This window comes from Psychrobacter sp. CX21 (genome assembly GCF_057396255.1).
In genome coordinates, this window is record NZ_JBXYJG010000020.1 from 1 (window position 1) to 22,450 (window position 22,450).

General features: G+C 39.8%; 15 protein-coding genes. 11 read left to right on the forward strand and 4 right to left on the reverse strand.

What is annotated here, in order from left to right:
- The 3 genes from AC2SLP_RS10490 to AC2SLP_RS10500 form a co-directional block, all read left to right on the forward strand.
- Positions 1-2,241: YadA family autotransporter adhesin (locus AC2SLP_RS10490; protein ID WP_486536618.1), on the forward strand; the 2,241-nt coding region annotated here is incomplete at its 5' end.
- Positions 2,242-2,350: 109 nt separating this feature from the next.
- Complete coding sequence (locus AC2SLP_RS10495; RefSeq protein WP_486536619.1) at positions 2,351-3,184, forward strand: OmpA family protein; 834 nt, start codon at positions 2,351-2,353, stop codon at positions 3,182-3,184.
- Between the two features lie 147 nt (positions 3,185-3,331).
- Entirely contained in the window at positions 3,332-4,237 is a 906-nt protein-coding gene (locus AC2SLP_RS10500) for a histone deacetylase family protein (RefSeq protein WP_486536620.1), read from the forward strand.
- A gap of 94 nt (positions 4,238-4,331) precedes the next feature.
- On the opposite strand, the gene AC2SLP_RS10505 is transcribed toward AC2SLP_RS10500, so the two are convergent.
- Together AC2SLP_RS10505 and AC2SLP_RS10510 are read right to left on the reverse strand one after the other, a co-directional pair.
- Positions 4,332-6,338, reverse strand: coding sequence for an ATP-binding protein (locus AC2SLP_RS10505; RefSeq protein WP_486536621.1), 2,007 nt, complete (start codon positions 6,336-6,338; stop codon positions 4,332-4,334).
- A 100-nt stretch (positions 6,339-6,438) separates the two neighbouring features.
- A complete protein-coding gene (locus AC2SLP_RS10510; RefSeq protein ID WP_486536622.1) occupies positions 6,439-7,161 on the reverse strand; it encodes a response regulator transcription factor in 723 nt (240 codons plus the stop codon).
- Positions 7,162-8,310: 1,149 nt separating this feature from the next.
- On the opposite strand from AC2SLP_RS10510, the gene pilG reads away from it, so the two are divergent.
- From pilG to AC2SLP_RS10550, 8 genes are all read left to right on the forward strand, one after another.
- Positions 8,311-8,697 carry a twitching motility response regulator PilG gene (gene pilG / locus AC2SLP_RS10515; protein ID WP_486536623.1) on the forward strand — a complete coding sequence of 129 codons (387 nt, stop codon included), beginning with the start codon at positions 8,311-8,313 and terminating at the stop codon, positions 8,695-8,697.
- A 178-nt stretch (positions 8,698-8,875) separates the two neighbouring features.
- Positions 8,876-9,238, forward strand: a complete 363-nt coding sequence (locus AC2SLP_RS10520) for a response regulator (RefSeq protein ID WP_486536624.1) — start codon at positions 8,876-8,878, stop codon at positions 9,236-9,238.
- 6 nt (positions 9,239-9,244) lie between these two features.
- On the forward strand, positions 9,245-9,778 hold the full coding sequence (locus AC2SLP_RS10525; RefSeq protein ID WP_486536625.1) for a chemotaxis protein CheW: 534 nt from the start codon (positions 9,245-9,247) through the stop codon (positions 9,776-9,778).
- A 188-nt stretch (positions 9,779-9,966) separates the two neighbouring features.
- Positions 9,967-12,057 carry a methyl-accepting chemotaxis protein gene (locus tag AC2SLP_RS10530; RefSeq protein WP_486536626.1) on the forward strand — a complete coding sequence of 697 codons (2,091 nt, stop codon included), beginning with the start codon at positions 9,967-9,969 and terminating at the stop codon, positions 12,055-12,057.
- Positions 12,057-18,185, forward strand: a complete 6,129-nt coding sequence (locus AC2SLP_RS10535) for a hybrid sensor histidine kinase/response regulator (RefSeq protein WP_486536627.1) — start codon at positions 12,057-12,059, stop codon at positions 18,183-18,185. Before AC2SLP_RS10530 ends, AC2SLP_RS10535 begins: the two co-directional genes overlap by 1 nt.
- Before the next feature lies 1 nt (position 18,186).
- Positions 18,187-19,380, forward strand: a complete 1,194-nt coding sequence (locus tag AC2SLP_RS10540; protein WP_486536628.1) for a chemotaxis protein CheB — start codon at positions 18,187-18,189, stop codon at positions 19,378-19,380.
- Between the two features lie 158 nt (positions 19,381-19,538).
- Positions 19,539-20,135: a hypothetical protein gene (locus AC2SLP_RS10545; protein ID WP_486536629.1), complete on the forward strand. Its 597-nt coding sequence runs from the start codon at positions 19,539-19,541 to the stop codon at positions 20,133-20,135.
- Positions 20,136-20,162: 27 nt separating this feature from the next.
- A complete protein-coding gene (locus tag AC2SLP_RS10550; protein ID WP_486536630.1) occupies positions 20,163-20,720 on the forward strand; it encodes a cytochrome b in 558 nt (185 codons plus the stop codon).
- 232 nt (positions 20,721-20,952) lie between these two features.
- Here the strand turns inward: AC2SLP_RS10550 and minE are convergent, their stop codons facing one another.
- Both minE and minD read right to left on the reverse strand, forming a co-directional pair.
- Complete coding sequence (gene minE / locus AC2SLP_RS10555) at positions 20,953-21,237, reverse strand: cell division topological specificity factor MinE (protein ID WP_486536631.1); 285 nt, start codon at positions 21,235-21,237, stop codon at positions 20,953-20,955.
- 2 nt (positions 21,238-21,239) lie between these two features.
- Complete coding sequence (minD, locus tag AC2SLP_RS10560) at positions 21,240-22,052, reverse strand: septum site-determining protein MinD (RefSeq protein WP_486536632.1); 813 nt, start codon at positions 22,050-22,052, stop codon at positions 21,240-21,242.
- Positions 22,053-22,450: the final 398 nt, after the last annotated feature.

A 22,450-nucleotide genomic window follows, 5' to 3' on the forward strand; every position in this document is an offset into this window, starting at 1 on the left:
AACGCAGATGGTGCAACTATCTTCGATGTATCCGTCAATACTGATGGCACCACCATCACTAAAGACGCTGATGGGAACATTACTGCAAACACGACTGCACTGACAACAGACACGGGTGGCACAGTAATTACGCCAGAGAATGTAGATGCCCTAGCCACAGCCGGAGACATTGCTGACGCTATTAATAGTTCAGGATTTACCGTACAAGCTAACGGTGATGCAGGCGAGGTAGTTAATCCAGGTGATGACGTTAACTTCGTTAATGGCGACAATATAGAGATTACTCGTGATGGTACTGAATTCACAGTCGCTACTGCTAAAGATGTTGTCTTTGACAGTGTCACAGTGGGTCCTGTCACCATCGATAATACAGATGGTATTGATGCCGGCGACACCGCAATCACGGGTGTTGCTGCGGGTACTGATGACAACGATGCGGTGAATGTCAGTCAGTTAGAGCAGTCTGTCGCTGCATCAAGAACGGAAGTTGAAGCAGGTACTAATATTACCTCTGTTGAGACGTCAACTGGTGCTAATGGTCAAACTATCTATAAAGTGAATGCAGAAGGATCTACAGTAACTGCAAATGCTGATTCAGGATTATTAGTTACGCCAGTAGAGTCAGAAAATAACGTCACTGATTATCAAGTAAGTTTGAATGACGAAACTAAAGGAAGCTTAGATAAAGCAGACAGTGCGTTGCAGACTGTCGTTACGCAAATTGACGGTCAGGATGTTAAGACGGTTGATCAAAGCAACAATACTGCTAACTTCGTGACTGGCAATAATATCAAACTTGAAGATGATGGTAATGGTGGTATTAAGGTATCGACTGCCGAAGAAGTCACCTTTAACACTGTAAATGCAGGAGATGTTAACGCAAATGAGGTTATTGCAGACACCATGACAGTACAAAATGTTGACGACAATCCTAATGCAGTTACCAATAAGGATTATGTTGACTCGGGTAGAACTAAGGTAGGTTCAGAAGATGGTACGGTAACTGTTGTACAGACAGATAATGGTAATGACGGCTTTAATTATGATTTATCAATCGACACTTCTGCCATCGAAGCTGAAGCCGCTAAGCATACTTCGGTGTCAGGTGACGGACCAATCGCAGTTACTAAGTCTGACTCACCTAACGACAATGGTGGTGATAACTATGTTGTCTCTGTTGACACTGACGATACCATCAGTACGGATAATGGTCAGCTTAGCGTGAATACTGGCTCTATTACCACAGCGCCAAATGGCATAGCTTCAGCGGACAATCCAGATTCTATTGCAACGACTCAAAGTGTTGCAGATGCTATTAACAACGCTGGATTTACCGTGAAAGCCAATAGTGATGATGGCGAGATGGTGAACTCAGGTGATATCGTTGACTTTATTGATGGTAACAATATTGAGGTTATGCGAGACGGTACGAACCTTACGGTTGCAACTAAAGACGATGTTACCTTTACCACTGTTACGTCAGATAGTATGACAGTCAAAAATGATGACAGTATCGCTCAAGGTGGTGATGTTGATTATATTACCGAAGGGAATCAATCCGTCGTCAATGGTGGCGATGTTTATGAAGCCATAACCAGTACTATTGAGTCGACAGAACAGCAGTACACTGGGGATAATGGTCAAGTCGTAACCCGGAACCCAAATCAAGTATTGGCGATTCAGGGCGGCGCGACCACATCTACAGAAAACAATATTCAAACCGTGGCAAACACCAATGGCAGCATTGATGTTAAGTTAGCTCAGAATATTGATTTGGGTGATGCGGGTACTGTCCAAACGGGTAATACGGTAGTAGATAATAATGGTATTACAATAACTAATCCAGATCTACCTGATAACACAGTTACGCTTACCAACCAGGGTCTGAATAACGGCGGAAATACCATTACTAATGTTGCACCAGGAGTCAATGGTACTGACGCTGTCAATCTTAATCAGCTCAAAGACCTTGGGTATAACATCAATAATAAGATTAATAAAGTAGGTGATGAAGCCAATGCTGGCATCTCATCTGCAATGGCGATGGCGGCGTTACCACAAGCTTATCTGCCCGGAAAGAGTATGGTGACAGGTGGTATGTCGACGTATAATGGTGAAGGCGCAGTAGCGGTCGGTTTGTCTAAGTTATCTGATAATGGTCGCTGGGTAATGAAAATTAGTGGTAGTGCAGATACTGAAGGTAATGCAGGTGGTGCAGTGGGTGCAGGCTTCCACTTCTAAACCGCTATTTATGAAATATGAACAGTGTCACACCCCACAGTGTTCGAGTGTGACATACCTGTCGATATTAACATTCGCCATTATTATTATAAATTCTTAAGGAAGTTTTATGAAAAAGAATCACCTAACCAAATTATCTAGTCTAGGTGCCATTAGCCTGACTATGATAGCTATGACAGGCTGTATGGGTACTAAGTATCTTAGTGAAGGGATTACAGATGAGGGACATATTGAAGGTAATAATATTGTCTTTCCAGATTTGGAAGAGGCATGGCAGCTTGAAGGGCAGTTTCCAAATAGTGAAAACCTTCAAAAAATAAAACCTGGTATTGTAAAGGATGAGCTCTATCAGCTTATTGGTCGTCCGCATTTTAACGAAGCTCAATACGCTCGTGAATGGGACTATATTATGAAGTTTTATAGACCAGATGAGTCTGTCAAAATTTGTCAATATAAAGTTATCTTTGATGCCAATTATAGAGCTCAAGAGTTTTATTGGAAGCCTGCTGATTGTCCTCCTAGTAGACCGAAAATTGCTGAAGAGCCAATTAAAGAGCGTATAAATCTAGGTGCAGATGCTTTATTTAAATTCGATAAATGGCAACCAGATAATATGCTGCCCCAAGGCCGTCGTGAACTAGATGATTTAGCAAATAAGTTAAGAGAGTACCAAGAAAGTGGGGATACTCGTATTGTTATTACAGGTCATACAGACCGTAAAGGAGACAATATGTATAATATGAATTTATCTCAATTACGCGCGCAAACCGTCCGTAGTTATTTAGTGGAACGCGGTATAAATCCAGCTTCCATGATAGCTGTTGGCGCTGGAGAGTCACAACCTGTAAATCAATGTCCAAGCAATCTATCTCGCCAGCAAGAGATCGAATGTTTGCAGCCTAACCGTAGAGTGACGCTCGATGTGACCGTGGTACAAGACTAATATAGTCGATTAATAGCTAATTCATCCTATACATTAAAAAGGGATCAACATTTAGTTGGTCCCTTTCTTAATGTATAACAATAAATTCAATAGTTTTAAATCAACGTTTTAAATCAATCATCCACAAGCTCGTTTTAAAAATACGCTATGTTAAAAGTTGCCTTCTCCCCAATCTATCTATACGAAGTGCCACAAAAGCACCGCTTTCCTATGCAAAAGTATCAGCTTATACCTGAGCGTTTGATGCAAGAAGAGACTTTAAGTAAAGATAATTTTTTTGCGCCAAACAAATTAACTGAAGAAGAGATTCTGACTACCCATACTAATGAATACTGGCACAAGCTTAAAACACAAACCCTAACGCGAAAAGAAGCGCGAACTATTGGCTTTGAAATGACTCCTGAGCTTGTGGAACGAGGTCGATATATAGCTCACGCCACATATGAATGTGCGTTATACGCTAAACAATATGGTATTTCTTTAAATGTTGCAGGAGGCACACATCATTCATTTGCAGATCATGGTGAAGGGTTTTGTGTTTTTAACGATGTCTGTATCGCAAGTAATCTGCTGTTAAATAGGGGAGAAGCTAGTCGAATATTAATTGTTGATTTAGACGTACATCAAGGCAATGGTAATGCAAGCATAATGGCGCATGAGCCTAGAGTATTTGTATTTAGTATGCATGGAGCAAAGAACTATCCCTTTCGAAAGCCGCCTTCTGATTTAGATATTGAGCTTGATAATGGTACAGAAAATGACGAATATCTATTGACCTTGGAACAAATACTACCAAGACTGATTGCAAACCATAACCCTGATTTAATTTTTTATCAATCGGCAGTCGATGTGCTGGCCACTGATAAACTAGGTAAGCTCTCGCTGACACTAGAGGGCTGCAAATTAAGGGATAAATTTGTGCTAACACAAGCCAAAACTAATAATGTTCCAATAGCTATTGTAATGGGTGGCGGATATTCTGAAGATATAGATGATATTGTTGAAGCCCACTGCAATACATTTAGAGTAGCACAGAAACTTTATTTTAATTAACCACTTAATAGTAAGTAATGTTGATATTTTACATTAGTTTGAAATAGCGACACTGTTTGTTAGGTGGTTTATATTGCAATAATCAGAATTTTCGCTAGTCAACATTTTTCTCACTAATCGGCATCTGATTGATTGGCAGTACGACCATAAAGCGTGTGCGTCCATTATATGTATCGGTTCGAATTTGACCATTATGGGCTTCTGCAATTTGTGCCACCAAAGATAGCCCCAATCCAGAGCCCTTTTTCTGCTGCTGTAGACGTACAAAGGGGCTAAAAATTTCTTCCCGCTTATCATGAGGAATACCACTACCCTCATCTATAACTGATAAGACAGCATAATTTGGCTGAATAACTGGATCGCTTTTGGGTCGACGCAGACGTTTAGCAAAGCCGATATCGTTTAGCATGCCAGCCTCTGATTTACCTTTTTTAGCCTGTTTCTGAGACTCTTTATTTGTTTGTTGCGGGGTAGATTCGGTACCCGTCGTTTTACCAGAGGGCTGATCATCACTTTTTATGTTGTTAGCACCTTTTATTTCTTTAGTAACGCGCGTGTTAGCAATGCTCGAATTAGTAGCGCTCGAATTAGTAGTGCTTGTGTTTTCGTGAGAATCTTTACTATGAGCCGTATGGGAGACTGCATCGGCGTTATTAGAGTCTATTGCAGTTTCTAAATCATCTATAGAGGATGCATGTTTTGTAGTATTCTCAGGTTGATTTGATTTGGTCTTGAGCTCACTATCCTCATTACCATTCGCCATCATAGCACTACCATCCGTTATTGTAGCGCGTTCATTATTGCCCGTACTGACATTTGAACTGAAACTGGAACTAGTACTAACATAATCATTAGTAACGCTAAGCGCCTCAGTATGGGCTGGGTTGGCATCCTGCTCTAGAGGTTTTGTGGTCAGCGTTTCAAGATGTGGCGGTGGGTAAGGCGCTTCATTCGCATTGACCACGCCATATACATGAACCTCAATAGGTGGCTGCCCATGTATAAGGGCATTATTCAATAAGTTGCGAATCAAATGTATCAACAGTTTTGGTTGACCATTCATAACGAGTGACTTGCCATATAAGGTCGCATCCGAATAGTGTTGACACTCCTGACAGACAAGCTCATAGAGATCAACCCGTTCAACAGATTGTACAGCGTGTCCTGCATCTAAACGACTCACTAATAATATACTTTCCACTAAATCATTGAGCCCCGTTAAATCACGATTAACCGCTTGAGCCCGCTTTTGAAATTTTGCTTTTGCGGTATTGGACAACTCATCTGTAAGCATGTCCATCATTTCGATCTGCAAGCGAATGCGAGTAATTGGGGTGCGCAGTTCGTGTGATGCATGCGCCAGTAGTAAGTTGTTTGCATTAATGAGCTGCTCGATTTTCTGTGCAGCATGGTTAAACCCTTTGGCTAAGCTTGCAATCTCATCTGTACCTTTGGCAGGAACGCGCACACTAAAGTCCCCATCACCCAATTGCTCCATTTGACGACTCATCTGATTAATACGCCACGTCATCGAACGTGCAATCCACCACAAAACGCCAGACATCAAAGCTAATAAGGTAAGCGTACCGGTAAATAAGTTTAATACCGCCCATAATTCTGAGCGCTGAGGGGGATTACGCGGTTCATATAATAACGTATAACCCCGGTCACTCATGGCCTTTACATTAACTCTATCTGAGGAAAAAAAGGCGGGAAGTATTCGAGTCATTAAGGAGGGATCTTCGGGCAAGGTATCAGGTAAGTCACTATCGTCTGTCTGAATAAGCAGTGATCCGTTACGGTCGTATAGGCCCATCTTGGCTTGAAGCGAATCGTCGAATACATCAAAGCTTTTTTTTATGACAGCCAGCATAAACCGAGCTTCTAAAAGCTCTTGCATGGTCGTGGCATTATCTAACTCATCAATAAAAGGATCAACTTGACTCACTATCTGATTGGCTAACACCTCCCAGCGGGCATCAGAAGAATTATTATGCACAACGTTCATTAAAGTAATCATAGCCACAGCAAAAAGTACCAGTGTCAAAACAACACTAGTAAACAATTTACTAAAGACGGATTTAAAGCCAAATCTAGCCATACATGTTTAAACTTTAGATAGCGCCAATTGAACTATTAAAAAATGGACTATGATTAAAAATGGCATTTGATAAATACCGTACGTTTTATGTTCAATTTATTTAGACCTGATCAGTAGCAAACTGATAACCCACCCCACGAACGGTAATAATACGTTTAGGCTGGCGCGGATTGTCTTCAATCAAGGCACGTAACCTTGAAATATGAACATCAATTGCGCGATCAATGTTGTCTGAGCTGTCATCATTTGGCATGGCTTGCCACAGTTGTTCACGATTAAGCACTTTACCAGCGTGAGTGGCAAAATAGTGTAATAGCTGAAACTGATGCGTGGTTAAGCGTACGGGCTTATCATCAATGGTAACTTCATGGCTATCAGGGAATACACTCAAGCGGCCAAAGGTCAAGCTGTCAGTTTGCCCATCGGTTTGATTAGGCTGCTCATGGCGGCGTAAGACTGCTCTAATACGAGCCAACAACTCACGAGGTTCAAAGGGTTTGGCGATGTAATCATCTGCACCCATCTCTAAACCAAGCACACGATCAGTCGTATCACCTTTGGCAGTCAGCATGACAATAGGTACTTTATTAGTTTGAGTGTTTTTACTACCACGAATTTTCTGACAGACTTGCATACCGTCAATATCAGGTAACATCAAATCTAGAATGATTAAATCGATACCACGCTCTTTGGCTTCCAAGATATCCAAACCTTCTTGACCTGTTGGCGCATGATGTACCTCATAATAATTCATTGTGAGGTAATCACTAATCAGCTCTGCCAAATCTGGATCATCTTCGATTAATAATATACTTTTACTCATGTTATTCCTTATAAATTGTTAATTTTCAAAAATAAAACTCGTTAATTTCTATAACGTTAATTGTTATGCTAAGGCGCTTGTACTTAGACTATTTGTTTTAGAATAGACTACTTGTTTTAGATTAGACTAAATTTTTTAGAATAGTGACTATTCGTATTTAATTCGCCCAACTATATTTATTCATTTTAATTATTTTATATACATTCACATTATTTATAGCACTATACTTATCAGCCTAAAAAGCGCTGTTTTTAACGAGGTTTATCATATAACACTTATAATGCCTAATTATAGACCCTCTCGACAATACACATATTGTTACTATTCATCGCTATTGTTACACGATGTCTAAGTTGTCCAACTATTTAATTGCTGTTAAGACGCGCACTTCGTATTTAATTTACGTGCACTTCGTATTTGAAGTAATAGTTAATCAATAGATTATATGACTTGTTATAATTCGCAACAATAACGAATACCATCTATAATCAATAAATAGCTATTTAATAAACAATAAATTAAATGAATTATTAAGCCAATTAAATAAGCCAATTATAACTTCAATAGGTTATGATTAAGTTATAAGATTTACGCCCTATTAGAATTTTATAGACTCTTATTAAATACTCAATATACAAAATTTAAATTCTAACATTAGAGTCTTATATCGAGCGAAAGCTTTGAAATAGGTAGTAAACCTATCAAATTTATGCTAAAAATAGCATCATTGTTGCTGTTGTGTATCTTTTAAGATGAGCTAATAAAGTGAGCTAAATATTTAAAAGAATGCGAGTTGGTTTTGAATTTAAGAATCTAAACACTGTTTATAGCTAGATTAATGACCAAACTTATCACTATGTTGCACGAGGGAGGGCGGTAATGTGCTATCTTATCAGCTTAAACTATTCGTTTTTTTAGCTGAATTAATAGTAACGCTAATTAACGGATTACTATTAAAATTATAAGTAAGTTTAGGGAAAAGTTAATTAAGTGAAAAATGAGTTTAAGTGAAAAATGAGTTAAGTGAAAAGTTGATTAAGTGAAGCGTTAATTTAGTGATACGTTTATTAAGTAATAGGCGATACGCATCTAAGCAGGATATAATTTAATTTGCATAATTTGAAAGATTTATAATACAGGATAACCGTAATGGATATAAGTTTTGATGGCTTAAAAGTCATGGTGATTGATGACTCAAAAACCATACGCCGAACAGCTGAAATGTTGTTACAACGTGTGGGATGTGATGTTATCACCGCCGTAGACGGTTTTGAAGCTTTGGCGAGAATTGCAGATCACAACCCAGATATCATTTTTATCGACATTATGATGCCACGTCTTGATGGTTACCAAACCTGTGCAATCGTCAAAAACAATCCAGATTTTGTCGATACACCTGTGATTATGTTGTCTTCAAAAGATGGGCTATTTGATAAGGCGCGTGGCCGTATAGTTGGTGCAGATGAGTACCTGACCAAACCATTTAGTAAAGATGAGCTGTATGGTGCTATTAGGCAATATCATAAGCAGGCATGACGCATAATTATTTATTAGAGGAATGATGAGATAAAAATTATAGTAGGCATTTAAAATTTTAAGCACTTAAAAATAAGCACTTAAATAAATAGACACTTTAAAAATAAGCACTTAAAAAAATAGACACTTAAAAGAATAAGCACTTAAATAGTGGGCACTTAAATTTGAGAGAGATAAAATGTTTAAGGTTTTAGTAGTTGAAGACTCACAATCTGAGATGGCAAGAGTTCGTGAGCTACTAAAAGCACATAACTTTGAGGTGTTTGAGGCGGTTAATGGCCAGCTTGGCATTGAAAAAGCGTTAGAGATTCAGCCAGATATTATTTTGATGGATATTGTCATGCCCGAAATGAATGGCTTTCAAGCGACGCGTAAATTAACACGAACCGACGAAACCAGCCATATCCCCATTGTTATGATCAGTACTAAAAGTCAAGAAACTGATAAGGTGTGGGGTAAAAGACAAGGCGCACGCGCTTATCTAACTAAACCGGTTCAAAAAAATGAATTATTAACTACCATTTACTCAGTTATAGGATAATTGGCCGTGGCTTTAAAAGGATTTATGGAGCTGCTGCGTTTAGATAGTATCGCTAAATCGCGCACCAGTAACCATCAGCAGACAGAAGAGCCAGATTGGAAAGGCGTTGCTTTTGAGGTCGGCGGTGAGAATTTTGTGGCGCCCATCGGTGAGATAACAGAAGTTAGGCAAATACCAACAACATTTACCAAAGTCCCGTTAACCAAGTCTTGGCTCACGGGGGTGGCTAATATTCGTGGAGAGTTAGTTCCCCTAACCGATTTGGCAAAATATTTGAATTTAAATAGTCATACTGCTCAGTTATCAAATCGAAAGCTTTTGGTTATAAAGCGTGATGAAAGCGCTTTTGGTCTGGTCGTTGATAACGTCATGAGTATAAAAAACTTCTCAAAAGATGATTACGTTGCCAAAAGTGTACCGAAGGATTCCCCGGCATTGCCTTACAATCATGGTCAGTTTGTTCAAGATGGTGAGGTGTGGCCTGTATTTATGCCAAGTTTACTGACGCAAGACCCCCGTTTTATTGATGCTTCTATCTAATTGGTACCTTTATCTCATTGTTGCCTATATCTAAACGATAGAACATAGACCAGTAGTAATTGCTCATTAGCTAAACGTATTTTATTAAATTTATATTAAACAATTTATGTTTTGCATTATAAATAAAAATATTATCAAACTGTTGTTCAAGGCCTTGTAGAACCGAACCAAACTTAAGGATTGACTGGATGAAAGATGGAACCATGCTACCGGTAGAAAATGCTAACCAAGCTTCAAATAGAAATCAGCTGGCGGCTACTGATAGAGAGCAAAAAAAATGGATTTATATACTCATTGGTTTGGGCTTATTAAGTTTTCTTAGCTTCCTCTATTTGGTTTATACCTTAACTAAGGTCACAGGGTACGTAAGTAACGTCAATCAGTTGGAAGTGTATTCCAATAACTTTGTTCGGCATGCTAATGAAGCTGTATTTTCAACGGACAATGAGAAAACCAAACGAGCACAGCAGCTGTTACAAGATGATATTCGCAACTACGATGAAGCGCTAAAATCAGTTCAAAACAACGCCCTGGACAACAAAACGGCTTATAAGGAATTAAGTGGACAGTGGGTAGATGTCAAAGCAGACTTAGATTATATAGTCGAAAACGGCTCCAAAATCGAGGCGTTAAACACCATGAATCAGCAGGTAATCTCTGCGATTGATTCTGTACAAGAGCTATATGGTACGGCGACCCGTCAAGCAGTAGCAGCCAACTTGTCAGCTAGCCAAATTGCCACCTTACAAAAACAGCTGGTGCGCTCAGAAAAAATTGGCAACGAAGTCAGTTTGTTAAATTCAGGCGCAAAAACATCGACCGCTGAGCTATTGCGCAATGTGTCCGCTTTTGAGCGTTCATTAGCCGATCAGCGCACAGTCTATCGTGATCGCCTGCCAGCACTTACCAGCATTGAAAGCTTATTTGAGAATGAAATAAAGCCTGCCATAGTGCAAATGGAAGAGTCCAGTATCCCTGCCTTGGGGTTACGTCAAAGGGCAAATACCATCAGTAACTTCTCCAAGACCACTCAAGACAGCCTGCGCCCTGTAAACCGAAATATCTTGCTGCGCCCTGGTATTATCATCCCCTCAATACTATTTTTGCTAAGTTTAATAGCCGCAGGCTATGTGTTATACCGTCTGTACAAAGCGAGCCGTGTTGCACAGCGGTTGTTAATAGAAAAAGACACGCTACGCCAGCGTGATGAGATGGAAATTGAGTTTCAAAGAGCACGTACGGTTCAGGCAGAAAATGAGCGTAACCAAAAAGCGATTTTAAAACTGCTTGATGAGCTTGAGCATTTGGCAGATGGTGATCTGACTGTAAATGCTACGGTTACAGAAGATATCACGGGTGCGATAGCAGACTCAGTGAACTATGCTATTGATCAATTACGTACTCTGGTCTCAGCGATTAATCATACGGCGTCAAATGTTGCTGACTCTTCTCAAAAGACTCAATTAACGGCCACCAATTTAGCAGATTCCTCCAAACAGCAGTCGCAAGAGATTACAGAAGTATCTACAGCTATTAGTAATATGGCATCCTCCATTCAACAAGTATCTTCAAATGCCGAAAAATCAGAATCAGTAGCGCAGCGTTCTGTAAAGATTGCACATAATGGGGCTGACGTGGTCCAGCGCTCTATTCAGGGCATGCACAGCATACGCAATCAAATTCAAGAAACTTCTAAACGCATTAAACGCTTAGGCGAGTCATCACAAGAGATTGGAGATATTGTTGGCCTTATTAATGATCTGGCGGACCAAACCAACGTATTGGCGTTGAATGCCGCGATTCAGGCATCCACGGCAGGCGATGCTGGTAGAGGGTTTGCTGTTGTTGCAGATGAAGTACAGCGCTTGGCCGAACGTTCTGCCAGTGCCACCAAACAAATAGAAACTTTGGTCAAAACCATTCAAGCAGACACCAATGAAGCTGTCATGTCTATGGAAGCCACCACTTCTGAGGTAGTACAGGGTGCAAAATTAGCAAAAGATGCAGGCGAGGCTCTAAAAGAGGTTCAACTGGTCTCTAATAACTTAGCCGAACTTGTTCAAGATATTTCAAGTGAGTCTAAACATCAAGCCAGTTCAGCAAATCAAATCTCTAATGCTATGGACATCATTCAAAGCATCACCTCAAAAACTACGGCTGGTACAATGGAAACAGCGCGCTCGGTGGGTCAGTTGAATGATATGGCAGCTTCACTCCAACAGTCAGTTGCTGGTTTTAAAATAGGTCAGGATGCTACGCCGTCGTTAAAGGATCAATAATGAGCCCCTCTTCAAGTTTATTGCTGACATCCGATTGGATGTTCCCAATGATACAAGAGCAGCTATTAGAGCTGCGACCAGTGCTGCAAGACTCACCTGCTAGCATTGAATTTACTGATGTTACAGAAGAGTATGAGCATATCTCTGGGCTATTATTTAGTGCCAAAGAAGACGATCTTGCACGCTTTGCCAAATTACTTGAAGTGATGGCACAGAATATGGCAAGTGGTACGTTGGCGTTGTCTTATACAAAGACTATCCAAGAGTCGAGCGAGCATCTTCTATACCAGCTTACTCAGTATTATGAAGAAGGCAACTATCAAGTCGAAGACATTGAGCAGCATACAGTTAATCTGCAACATATTTTAAAATCAGAGAATATCACTTATATATTCGATACTGATACTGATACCTATGATCATACTGTTAATAACGTTGCTTCTAATGATAATCAAGACGATGCCAGCGACACTAGTTTTATAGACCCTAGTTTGATAAACAATAATTTTATAGATAATAATTTTATAAACAATGAGCATAAGAATAAATCACTATCGAGTTCATCCCATGATACGGCTTATACAGATAGTGACAGTGCAAGTGATGACAAACTTATAAGTGCTCGTTTAGATGAAGATATGACGCTCACCTCTAAGCCAACACAATGGGTTAAAACTCAGTATGAGCTTTTTAAAAATTCGTTAAATGAGGTGATCGTACCAGAGGACAATCATGATACGGATGACGAAATTAAAGAGATCTTTACTGAAGAGGCGCAAGAGGTCTTAGAAGCCATTAACTCGCTGTACGATCAATACCGAGAAGACGCTAATACGGACTCAGAGGATACGCTTCATTATTTAAAAGAGATACGACGTAATTTCCATACTCTCAAAGGCTCTGGGCGTATGGTGGGTGCCAATAGTTCAGGTGAGCTGGCTTGGGCAGTTGAGAATATGTTGAATCGCGTTTTAGATCAAAGTATTGGTTTGACCTCTGGTATTGAACAGCTCTTAGACGATGTCATTGCCGCCTATCCTACACTTATTGAAATCTACGAGCTTCAGAACCAATATCCACCAGAAGTCGCCATATGGATAGCTTGTGCCAATATTTATGCCAAAAAGCATCCTTATTATGATGAGAATAATGGCGCTGATTTTGATTACAATGTTATCGCAGATATGATCGCTGATGCAGAAGGCATTAACGAAATTAACATCGAAGGTGAGGCGTTAGCCGACGTTGAGACCTCGGATGAACATAGCTTAATCGTTGAAGAAGACATTTCAGATCAAGCGTCTATAGAATCAGAAACTGCGACTGTATCAAGACCTACCTTAGATTCGACTTTAGGCACAGATAAGCGCACTGATTACGAGGTGAGCGATCAGGCCGGCAATAACGCACAACAAATAGATCAAATAGATAACGAGGCTAGTATTTATGAGCCGTCAGATTATCAAACACCTGCTGACTCTCAGAATAATATAAATTATGAACATAATATATTTGATAGCGATAGCATTGACGAAAAGATTGACGATAACATTGACTATAGCGATGAATACAATGAACGTAAACGCGGCTATAACAATGATATTATTGAAAATGCTGCTATTGAAAGCGCTGCCAGTGAAAGCGATGTAAACGAGAGTTATACGCTTGTAGACTATGATGATGAGTATGAAAGCGTTCTTATAGATATGACAGATGCCAATGAGCGTCTAAAAGCAGCCACACATATTTATACTGAAAGCGCTCACCACGATATAGAAGAGGAGCTAAAACAGCTATTTATTGAAGAAGCGCATGAGCTACTTGAAGATATCGACAAGAGTTTGTCGAAGATATCATCGCAAGATACGGCATTTATAGATGATACTATGGTACGTGCTTTTCATACATTACGCGGTGCAGCAAGTAGCCAATCCCTAACAGCTATTAGTGAAATCAGCGCAACTGTCGAAAATGCGCTAGATAAGTTACAGAGAAACGATGCGCCTATGCAGGCGGGCCATATTCAAGCTGTACACCATTCTGTAGAGCTTATTAAGCATTATATCAATCATCATCTTGAGTCTGATTCTTCACTTCAAATCAAAGAAGATGTGGATGAATTGAGTCAGGCATTCGACACCACCGATGATAGGGGCGCATTGCAAGAAGTTCCCTTTAATGCTAACGACTTGATTGACAACGAAGTCGATGAACTTCTTGATGCCCAATGGAATCTACAAGCTGCATTTTTGGGTAACGACGACGATGAAGTTATTCATTATGCAGCTAAATTACATGATCAATGCCAGATTTTGCTATCCCGTGTTGAAGGTGGACAAAAATTTGTTACTGTCTTAGAGGCGCTTGATCGTATTTATAAGCTCATTACTGATACACCTAAACTATCACAAAACCCTGTCGTGCTTGATGCACTTATTGAAGGACATGATCAGTTAACTGGACTGCTTGATGCACTAGCTGGCAGCATGACTCTTAGAGTTAATGATAATGTTATTGAGCGTCTGAATGCGATAGATAGTGATGATATTCTTATTGCAGAAACAGAAACAGAAACAGAAACAGAAACATCAAACACTATAAGCGGTAGTGCGATAACTCCGACAACAAAGGTTGAAGAAAAAGTCAATGCCATAGATGCAAACTTGATGTCAGAATTAGAGCCAGATAGTGACAATGATGCCAATGTGTCAAATGCTGACAGTACTGACAATACTGACAATACAGACGAAACAAACAAGATAGACGAAGCCGACTCAATTAATAAGACAAGGCCTACTGAAGAATCTGAACAACTCGTCGAAACTGAACTGATTGCCAAAAAAGACCAAGAAGCCAAAAACGATCCATCACAGGATGTAGATTCAATTGACAAAGATGAGAATTTAGACTTTTCAAACCCAGTTAATATTGAGCTTATAGAGGCAGACCCGGAGCTTTTACAAATATTTTTGGAAGAAGCTCAAGAAATCGATAACGAAGTTAGTCAGCAGCTGGCAACTTGGCAAACGGACCCTACAGACACAACGCTTATCAATAGCTTACAACGTAATCTACATACTATTAAAGGCGGCGCCCGTATGGCGGGTATCGATAGTATGGCTGAGCTTACTCATGAAGCCGAAACTATTTATGAGCTCATTCAAAAAGATGCCATAAAACCCGATACCAATTGGGTACAAGTATTGCAAACAGTACAAGACACGGTGGCCGCTCAAATTGAAACCTTAATAAATGATGGTCAGTCCTTCTTCGTACCAGATTTGATGACCGAGCTGCATAAGCTTTCAACGACAAGAACGCTCTCTGCTAAGCAAGTCAAACACTTTACTCAGATGGCTAAATCGGCGCCAGTCCAGTCGGATGTATCGGATGCAAATGTTAAACCAACCCATACAAGTGTTAGCTCTCCTGTTGACACTAATGCCACGGTTGATGACACAAATGCTTGTGTAGATAATGACAACGAACGCTTAAAGCCTACTGTTGAAAGTACTGAGCCACAGTCAGTTAATGAGCTTGTCAAAGTCCCAAATGGTAACGACCGACATACTGACAGTAGCTATAACAGTTATAGCAGTGACAGTGAAAATACTGACTTAATGGACTCCTCTGAGCTAGAGTTTGATAGATTAAAAACAGAATCTTGGAAAGGTGTGATGCCTGATCCAGATATTGTTGCAATATTTATTGAAGAGGCGGATGAAATTCTTGAACGTATCAAAACCCAGTTTGATGCGCTTCAAAATACGGTACTCAATATAGACATTGAGGAAGATGACTCATTAGAAGCGAGCGAACCGCTTATACAGCTAACCCGAGAGCTGCATAATTTCAAAGGCGGAGCACGCATGATATTTGCTGATGCAACCGCTGATATTATCACTGCCTTAGAAGCGGCCTATAAGCATTTTATCAAACAGCCGGAAGGTTTATCGCAAGCGCTTCCTACTTTAGATCAAGCGCATCACTGGTTAATCCAAGCATTGTACCTAATCAAACATGGTATCAATCCACCAGTAGCAGATACATTAGATAACGAATTATCTGCATTAACCAAAGATTACCACGTAGACGCTCTAACAGTAGATGCTCAAACAACTACTGACTATTCGTTGAGAGCCTATATTGATGCTATTGAGCGTCATGAGCAGTGGCGTGAAGCCCGTTTAGGTCTGCGTGACATCAATGAGATGCCACCCCATATTATTGCGGCATCCAAAGCTGATAAGTCGGCCATGGTTAGCAATGAAGTCATCAGAGTTCCGTCAGATGTCATGGAGAATATGATCAGTTTGTCGGGCGAGTCTGTTGTGCATCGTTCACGTATCGAACTGGGTATGGGCAGCGTAACTAAAACTATTGATGAAATGGAATCAACCGTACAGCGTTTATCAGATCAGTTACGCCATATGGAGGTGGAGCTTGAGTCTCAGGTGCGCTCACAAATCAATGATAAATACTTACAAGCGCCAGATGGCTTTGATCCGCTTGAGATGGACCAGTATTCTATATTCAATCAGCTCTCTAAATCTTTGTCTGAGTCAGCTTCTGATTTATTGGATATTAAAACCACCCTCAGTGATAAAACACGAGACACCGTAAACCTGCTTTTACAACTCTCGCAATCGCAAACGGCGTTGCAAGAAGAGCTAATGACCTCGCGAATGATGCCCTTTACTCATATCGCTCCACGTTTACAGCGTACCGTACGTCAAACTGCAAATGAGCTTAATAAATCGGTAGAACTGGTGTTCATCAATGAACATGATGAGATTGATAGAACCCTTTTAGATCGTATTACGGCACCTATTGAGCATATGTTACGTAACTCAGTCGATCATGGTATCGAAACACCAGAGGTACGCGAACAACTGGGCAAGCCTAGTAAGGGTAGGATTGAACTGGTTGTCGAGCGAGAGGGCAATGAAATCATCATAACCTTGGATGATGACGGACAAGGAATTGATGTTGAATCGGTGCGCCGTAAAGCCGTTAGCCAAGGTCTAATAGGTAGTGACGAGAGTATAAATAGTGATTCAGAAATTATTCAATACATCTTCCATGCAGGACTGAGTACTGCAGATAGCTTGACGCAAATATCTGGACGCGGTGTAGGGATGGATGTTGTTTTAAGCGAAGTCCGTCAGTTAGGAGGTACAGTTTCAGCTCAATCTATATCAGGGGAGGGATCACGTTTTGTTATTAGATTGCCATTGACCATGGCGGTAACAGATGCCCTTGTGGTTCGTGTTGGAAATGAGAATTATGCAATACCGCTTATTCAAGTATCCCGTGTTGAACGTGTCAGTGTTAAGAGTTTGCTACGTTTTTATCAGTCAAACCAAAAAATGTTTGCGATTTTAGGTACCGAATACCGTTTGCGTTATCTAAATGAGATGTTGTCTGGTGTGCTTCCCAATGAGCTGTCTAACCATAAAAATACCAGCGTACCTGTCGTCATTATTAAGAACCAGACGGGACAAAATATAGCAATACAAGTTGATGAAATTATTGGCTCTAATATTGAGCTTGTGGTGAAGCCATTAGATCGTCCACTTCTGAACGTTAAAGGGTTTTCAGCTGCGACGATAACGGCAGATGGTACAGTTATGTTGATTCTTGACGTGTTAGATTTGATGCGTCATGTGCCGAGTAAAAAGACAGTACAAAACAACATAAAAAACCAGCAAAATATTCGACAGCAGCATAGTGGCAAACGGATTGTACCGCAGATTATGATTGTGGATGATTCGGTCACGGTACGCAAAGTGACGTCTCGATTATTAGAACGTCAAGGATACAAAACCATTACGGCTCGAGATGGCGTAGAAGCGCTAGAGCTATTACAAGGGTTAATGCCTGATCTGATGTTATTAGATATAGAGATGCCTCGCATGGATGGATTTGAGGTAGCCTGTCAAATTAGAAGTAATGACAATGACGCTTTGAAAAATTTGCCTATTATTATGATAACGTCACGTACTGGAGATAAACATCGCCAAAGAGCACTTGATATTGGAGTGAATCAATATATGGGTAAACCTTTCCAAGAAGCGCAGCTGATCAATGCCATTCAAGGCTTAATAAAGCAGAGATCCGGGGTGTAGAGTGGTTAAGCAACCCAATCATTCGCATGATGAGTCGTCTAATGCTACGCCCTTTGAGGACGCTAATGCTGTTCATAATCAAGTGGCATACAAACAAATGGCACGCATACAGACGGTTCAAAACCCAGCTGCTCAAGATAAGATCGGGCTACGAGTCATGGTAATTGCTGAAAGTGAGCATCAAAGGCAAGCCTTTAGCGATACTATTGAAAAGCTTGGTTTACAGTTGATAGCATGTCTTGAACCAGAAAATTTGATCGCTAATCAGGAACAATTTACCTATATTGCGGCAGATATATGGTTGGTCGATAGCCATTACGATGACACCCTCTATCAAGTATTAGAAGGCATACCACAGTCACTAATGCTGGTTGGATTTGATCAGGCGCCTAAGTTAAATGAAATTAATTTGTATGCAAAATGGCAACGCAAGCTCAAACGTAAAATAGGTAGTATGATCGATCTACCGGCGACTGAACAAAAGTCCATAGCATCTAAAAAGTTTAGACCCTGGGAATATGTCATATTACTTAGTGGCACACAAGATGATAGTGGTGCCATTAAAGCGTTTATGGATGCCTTACCAAGCACATTACCCATAGCAGTGCTTTTGGTACAAGATATACAGAGTCATGAGGTATATAGCTTGCCTCAGCATATTAGCCAAAATAATGAGTGGCAGAGCCAAGTTATATCATTATCACTGAATATTCAGGCTGGCTATTGCTATGTCTTGCCGCCCAATCAAAAAGTAGTTTTTGATTCAACAGGACGTGCTATTGTAAACACACCTGCAAAGGCTAAAGAGGAAAGTATCACTGAGATCTTTACCGTTGAAGCAGAGACATCTGAAACAACGCTACCTATAGAAGATGACGCCAACGAAGACACCTTGCAACTTTTAAATATGGCACAACTGATTGATAACTGTAGCGACGCTTTTGGTGAGCAGTTTATAAGCGTAGTTTTCCAAAACGTTGTTAGCACAGTAGACTTAAATAAAGCTAAGATTGAAGAAAATAATAGTCAGTTGTGGGTGCAAAATAGCCATAGCAATGCTGATAACACGAAGCATGAATACGATATCTTTAATTATCAAGATACTAAGTCGAACATAACGGCGTTGAACAGGGTGAGGTGGTTTGAAGCACCTGCTGATTTAGCGCATCATCTACAAACGTTTATTCAAAATTAAATGAGATTAATATAGGTAGTTATATTTAGTTAGTAGCTATATTTAGTAGCTATATTTAGTAGCTATATTTATTAAGAAGCTCTATTCATAGTAGTTTCATAATAAGTCAGCTGCAATACTTTAATACCTTATTATCAGGCTAATTAAGCGAGGCTGTCGTGAGTACAAATGACCAAACCAAAAATGAGTCTAAGCGCTTATTAACTGTCCATGCAGGTGCATTAAACATCACTATCCTACCTGCGATAGATTCGCCGGACTGGGTACTTCCCTCAAGTATGATCGTTGATGTACAGTCGGACCCTATAAAAGAAAATGGGATACAGCGCAGTACTGTCACACAAAGCTATGTGACTGATAAATCTATAGCTAAAGACCTTATATCTAACAATCAGGTATCTAAAAACCAAGTATCTAACAATCAGACCGGTAAAGAAGTTGATCAAAAAGGTTCTGAAATAAAGCGCTATGTAAAATGGAACAATCATACATTACCCATCTATTCGCTAGTACCTGATCACGGTGAAACCAACACATTGGTCGTCATTTCAAGTACAAAAGATCAAACGCCATTTGGGCTATTAATATATGGTGAGCCTGAACAACGCCAATTGAGAATCGCTGACATTAACGATATTGAAGAAGATAGCTATAATATTGATTATCCTTATGTGTCACAGGCCGTACAAATAGACAGTACCATCTATGCCGTGCCTGATATAGAGTCAATAACCAGTTATTTATTAGATGCTTAGTAAATTATTAATAATAATGAGTAGATTATGTCCAATTTCTCTCGCAACAACATAACCCGTGAATCACTTCTATTTAGACCTGATAGATGGTCAGCTGCAGTACGTGTATTCCACTGGGGGAGCGCCATATTGTTAGTCATCGTTTGGGCGATGATAATGATACATAAAAACTCCGATGGCTCCACTTTTATAGCGCTGCACAAAGCGTTTGGGGTGAGTTTGTTATTATGGATGATAGCGCGTGTCATCGTTAGAGTAATTAGCCAGTCTCCAACCCCCGTACCCATGCCGGGATGGCAAAGACTCATAGCACAAATATCGCACCTAATACTCTATGCATTATTGTTTGCAATGCCTATTACTGGCATATTAATGACTTGGTATGGCGGTCGTAGCATCGATATGTTTGGTCTGTTTGATTTACCCTCAATGCTTGCTACTGATAGAACACAAGCACGTTTTTTCAATGACATTCATACAGATGTTATTTGGCCGGCTATCGTTGCGTTTACTGTACTTCACATATTAGCCGCACTACAGCATCAGTTCATTAAAAAAGACAATATTCTTTCTAGGATGAAGTAGAGTAGGAAGATAGCGATACACAACAGCCCTTAAAATTGTTTTTTTAATACACAAAAAAGGAGCATAATGCTCCTTTTTTTAATAAATAAAGTATAGTCAGCGAAATACTGAACGGTTACGGTGTTAACCTCGTTAAGCCTACTATAGTAGTACTTGCACTCAGTTGCCTTATAACCATTTTAGATTTTATTGACTATATTTGACATCTTATTATAACGATAGAGTCAAACGTTTATTTTTTGTCAGGCAGGTTAATATTCATCTCTAATACATCCAAATGATCTTCATGACGATGATTAATATTTACATCATCAATCTGTACACCATTCACATATTTATTAACCACTTCTAAAATCTCACGTTTCATCGTTTCAATTCGATCGTTAGTTAAACGCGAATTTAGCCGATTCTCACTGGCGACAATAACTTTAAGACGTTCCGTGGCCATGTTAGCACTGCCAGTCTGTTTGGTATCACCATTAAACCAGTTACTCCAAAATCCTTTTTTTCTAGACATGTCTAACCTCCGAACCAGCGTTGTAAGAAGCTTTTCTTCTTAACATCTATGTGACGTAAAGGTCTATCTTCCCCTAAAAAACGTGCCACGATATCATCATAACATTGTCCAGCAGGGGAGTCGCTTAAATGAATAACGGGTTCACCATGGTTTGATGCTTCAAGCACACTATTACTCTCAGGAATAACGCCTAATAAGGGCACTTTCAAAATATCGTTTGATATAGTATCAATGTCCATCATCTCGTTAGCAGCAGCACGTTCAGGATTATAGCGATTGATAACTAGATGCTCACGCACGGTTCCTGTACCTTCTTCGACCTTTTTAGTGCGACTTTGTAAGACACCAATGATACGATCAGAGTCACGTACTGATGAGATTTCTGGGTTGGTAACAATGAGCGCTTCATCCGCATGATACATTGCAAGCTGCGCACCACGTTCAATACCAGCAGGTGAGTCGCAAATAATATAATCAAATTGCTTGGATAACTCCTCCATAACTTCTGCGACACCTTCGTCTGTCAAAGCATCTTTATCTCGAGTTTGGCTCGCAGGTAAAATAAATAAGTTATCCAGTCGTTTATCTTTAACCAGTGCTTGAGAAAGACGCGCGTTACCAGAAATAACATCAACGAAGTCATAAACAATGCGGTTTTCACAACCCATCAATAGATCAAGGTTACGTAAGCCCACATCAAAATCAATGACAACTGTTTTATAACCACGTAAAGCCAGTCCTGCAGCAAATGATGCACTGGTTGTTGTTTTACCAACACCACCTTTACCAGAGGTAATTACAACGATCTTTGCCACTACGGCATACTCCTATAAGTCTAAATTATATTGTTTAAAATTTTAACGATGATATATAATGACACCCTTCATTATCAATTAATAATTCTCGGCGATGCCAATAATATATAACGGCCAACAGATGACATACAATATGTATTAAGCAAAATTAAACCGATTAATTACTATTACTTCACTACTATCTTCGTTAAAGTACACGGCATAGATTTAAGCTTAAATATAACTATTAGTACTTATTTACTAAACGTGTATACACCTTGCCCATACATATAGTAACCAAAATTATATGTTGTAAGGGTATCACATATGATTTTAAAGTAACAGTATCGGAATAACTCTCAACCAACGCCTCACAATTGCGACACTATTATAGTCAAATCTGAGTCTATAAGAGATAA

What these genes read in the sequence shown, in the direction of transcription:
- AC2SLP_RS10495 (WP_486536619.1), top strand. Translation starts at nt 2,351, where the DNA reads ATGAAAAAGAATCACCTAACCAAATTATCTAGTCTAGGTGCCATTAGC.
- AC2SLP_RS10500 (WP_486536620.1), top strand. Translation starts at nt 3,332, where the DNA reads ATGTTAAAAGTTGCCTTCTCCCCAATCTATCTATACGAAGTGCCACAA.
- AC2SLP_RS10505 (WP_486536621.1), bottom strand. Translation starts at nt 6,338, where the DNA reads ATGGCTAGATTTGGCTTTAAATCCGTCTTTAGTAAATTGTTTACTAGT.
- AC2SLP_RS10510 (WP_486536622.1), bottom strand. Translation starts at nt 7,161, where the DNA reads ATGAGTAAAAGTATATTATTAATCGAAGATGATCCAGATTTGGCAGAG.
- pilG (WP_486536623.1), top strand. Translation starts at nt 8,311, where the DNA reads ATGGATATAAGTTTTGATGGCTTAAAAGTCATGGTGATTGATGACTCA.
- AC2SLP_RS10520 (WP_486536624.1), top strand. Translation starts at nt 8,876, where the DNA reads ATGTTTAAGGTTTTAGTAGTTGAAGACTCACAATCTGAGATGGCAAGA.
- AC2SLP_RS10530 (WP_486536626.1), top strand. Translation starts at nt 9,967, where the DNA reads ATGAAAGATGGAACCATGCTACCGGTAGAAAATGCTAACCAAGCTTCA.
- AC2SLP_RS10535 (WP_486536627.1), top strand. Translation starts at nt 12,057, where the DNA reads ATGAGCCCCTCTTCAAGTTTATTGCTGACATCCGATTGGATGTTCCCA.
- AC2SLP_RS10550 (WP_486536630.1), top strand. Translation starts at nt 20,163, where the DNA reads ATGTCCAATTTCTCTCGCAACAACATAACCCGTGAATCACTTCTATTT.
- minE (WP_486536631.1), bottom strand. Translation starts at nt 21,237, where the DNA reads ATGTCTAGAAAAAAAGGATTTTGGAGTAACTGGTTTAATGGTGATACC.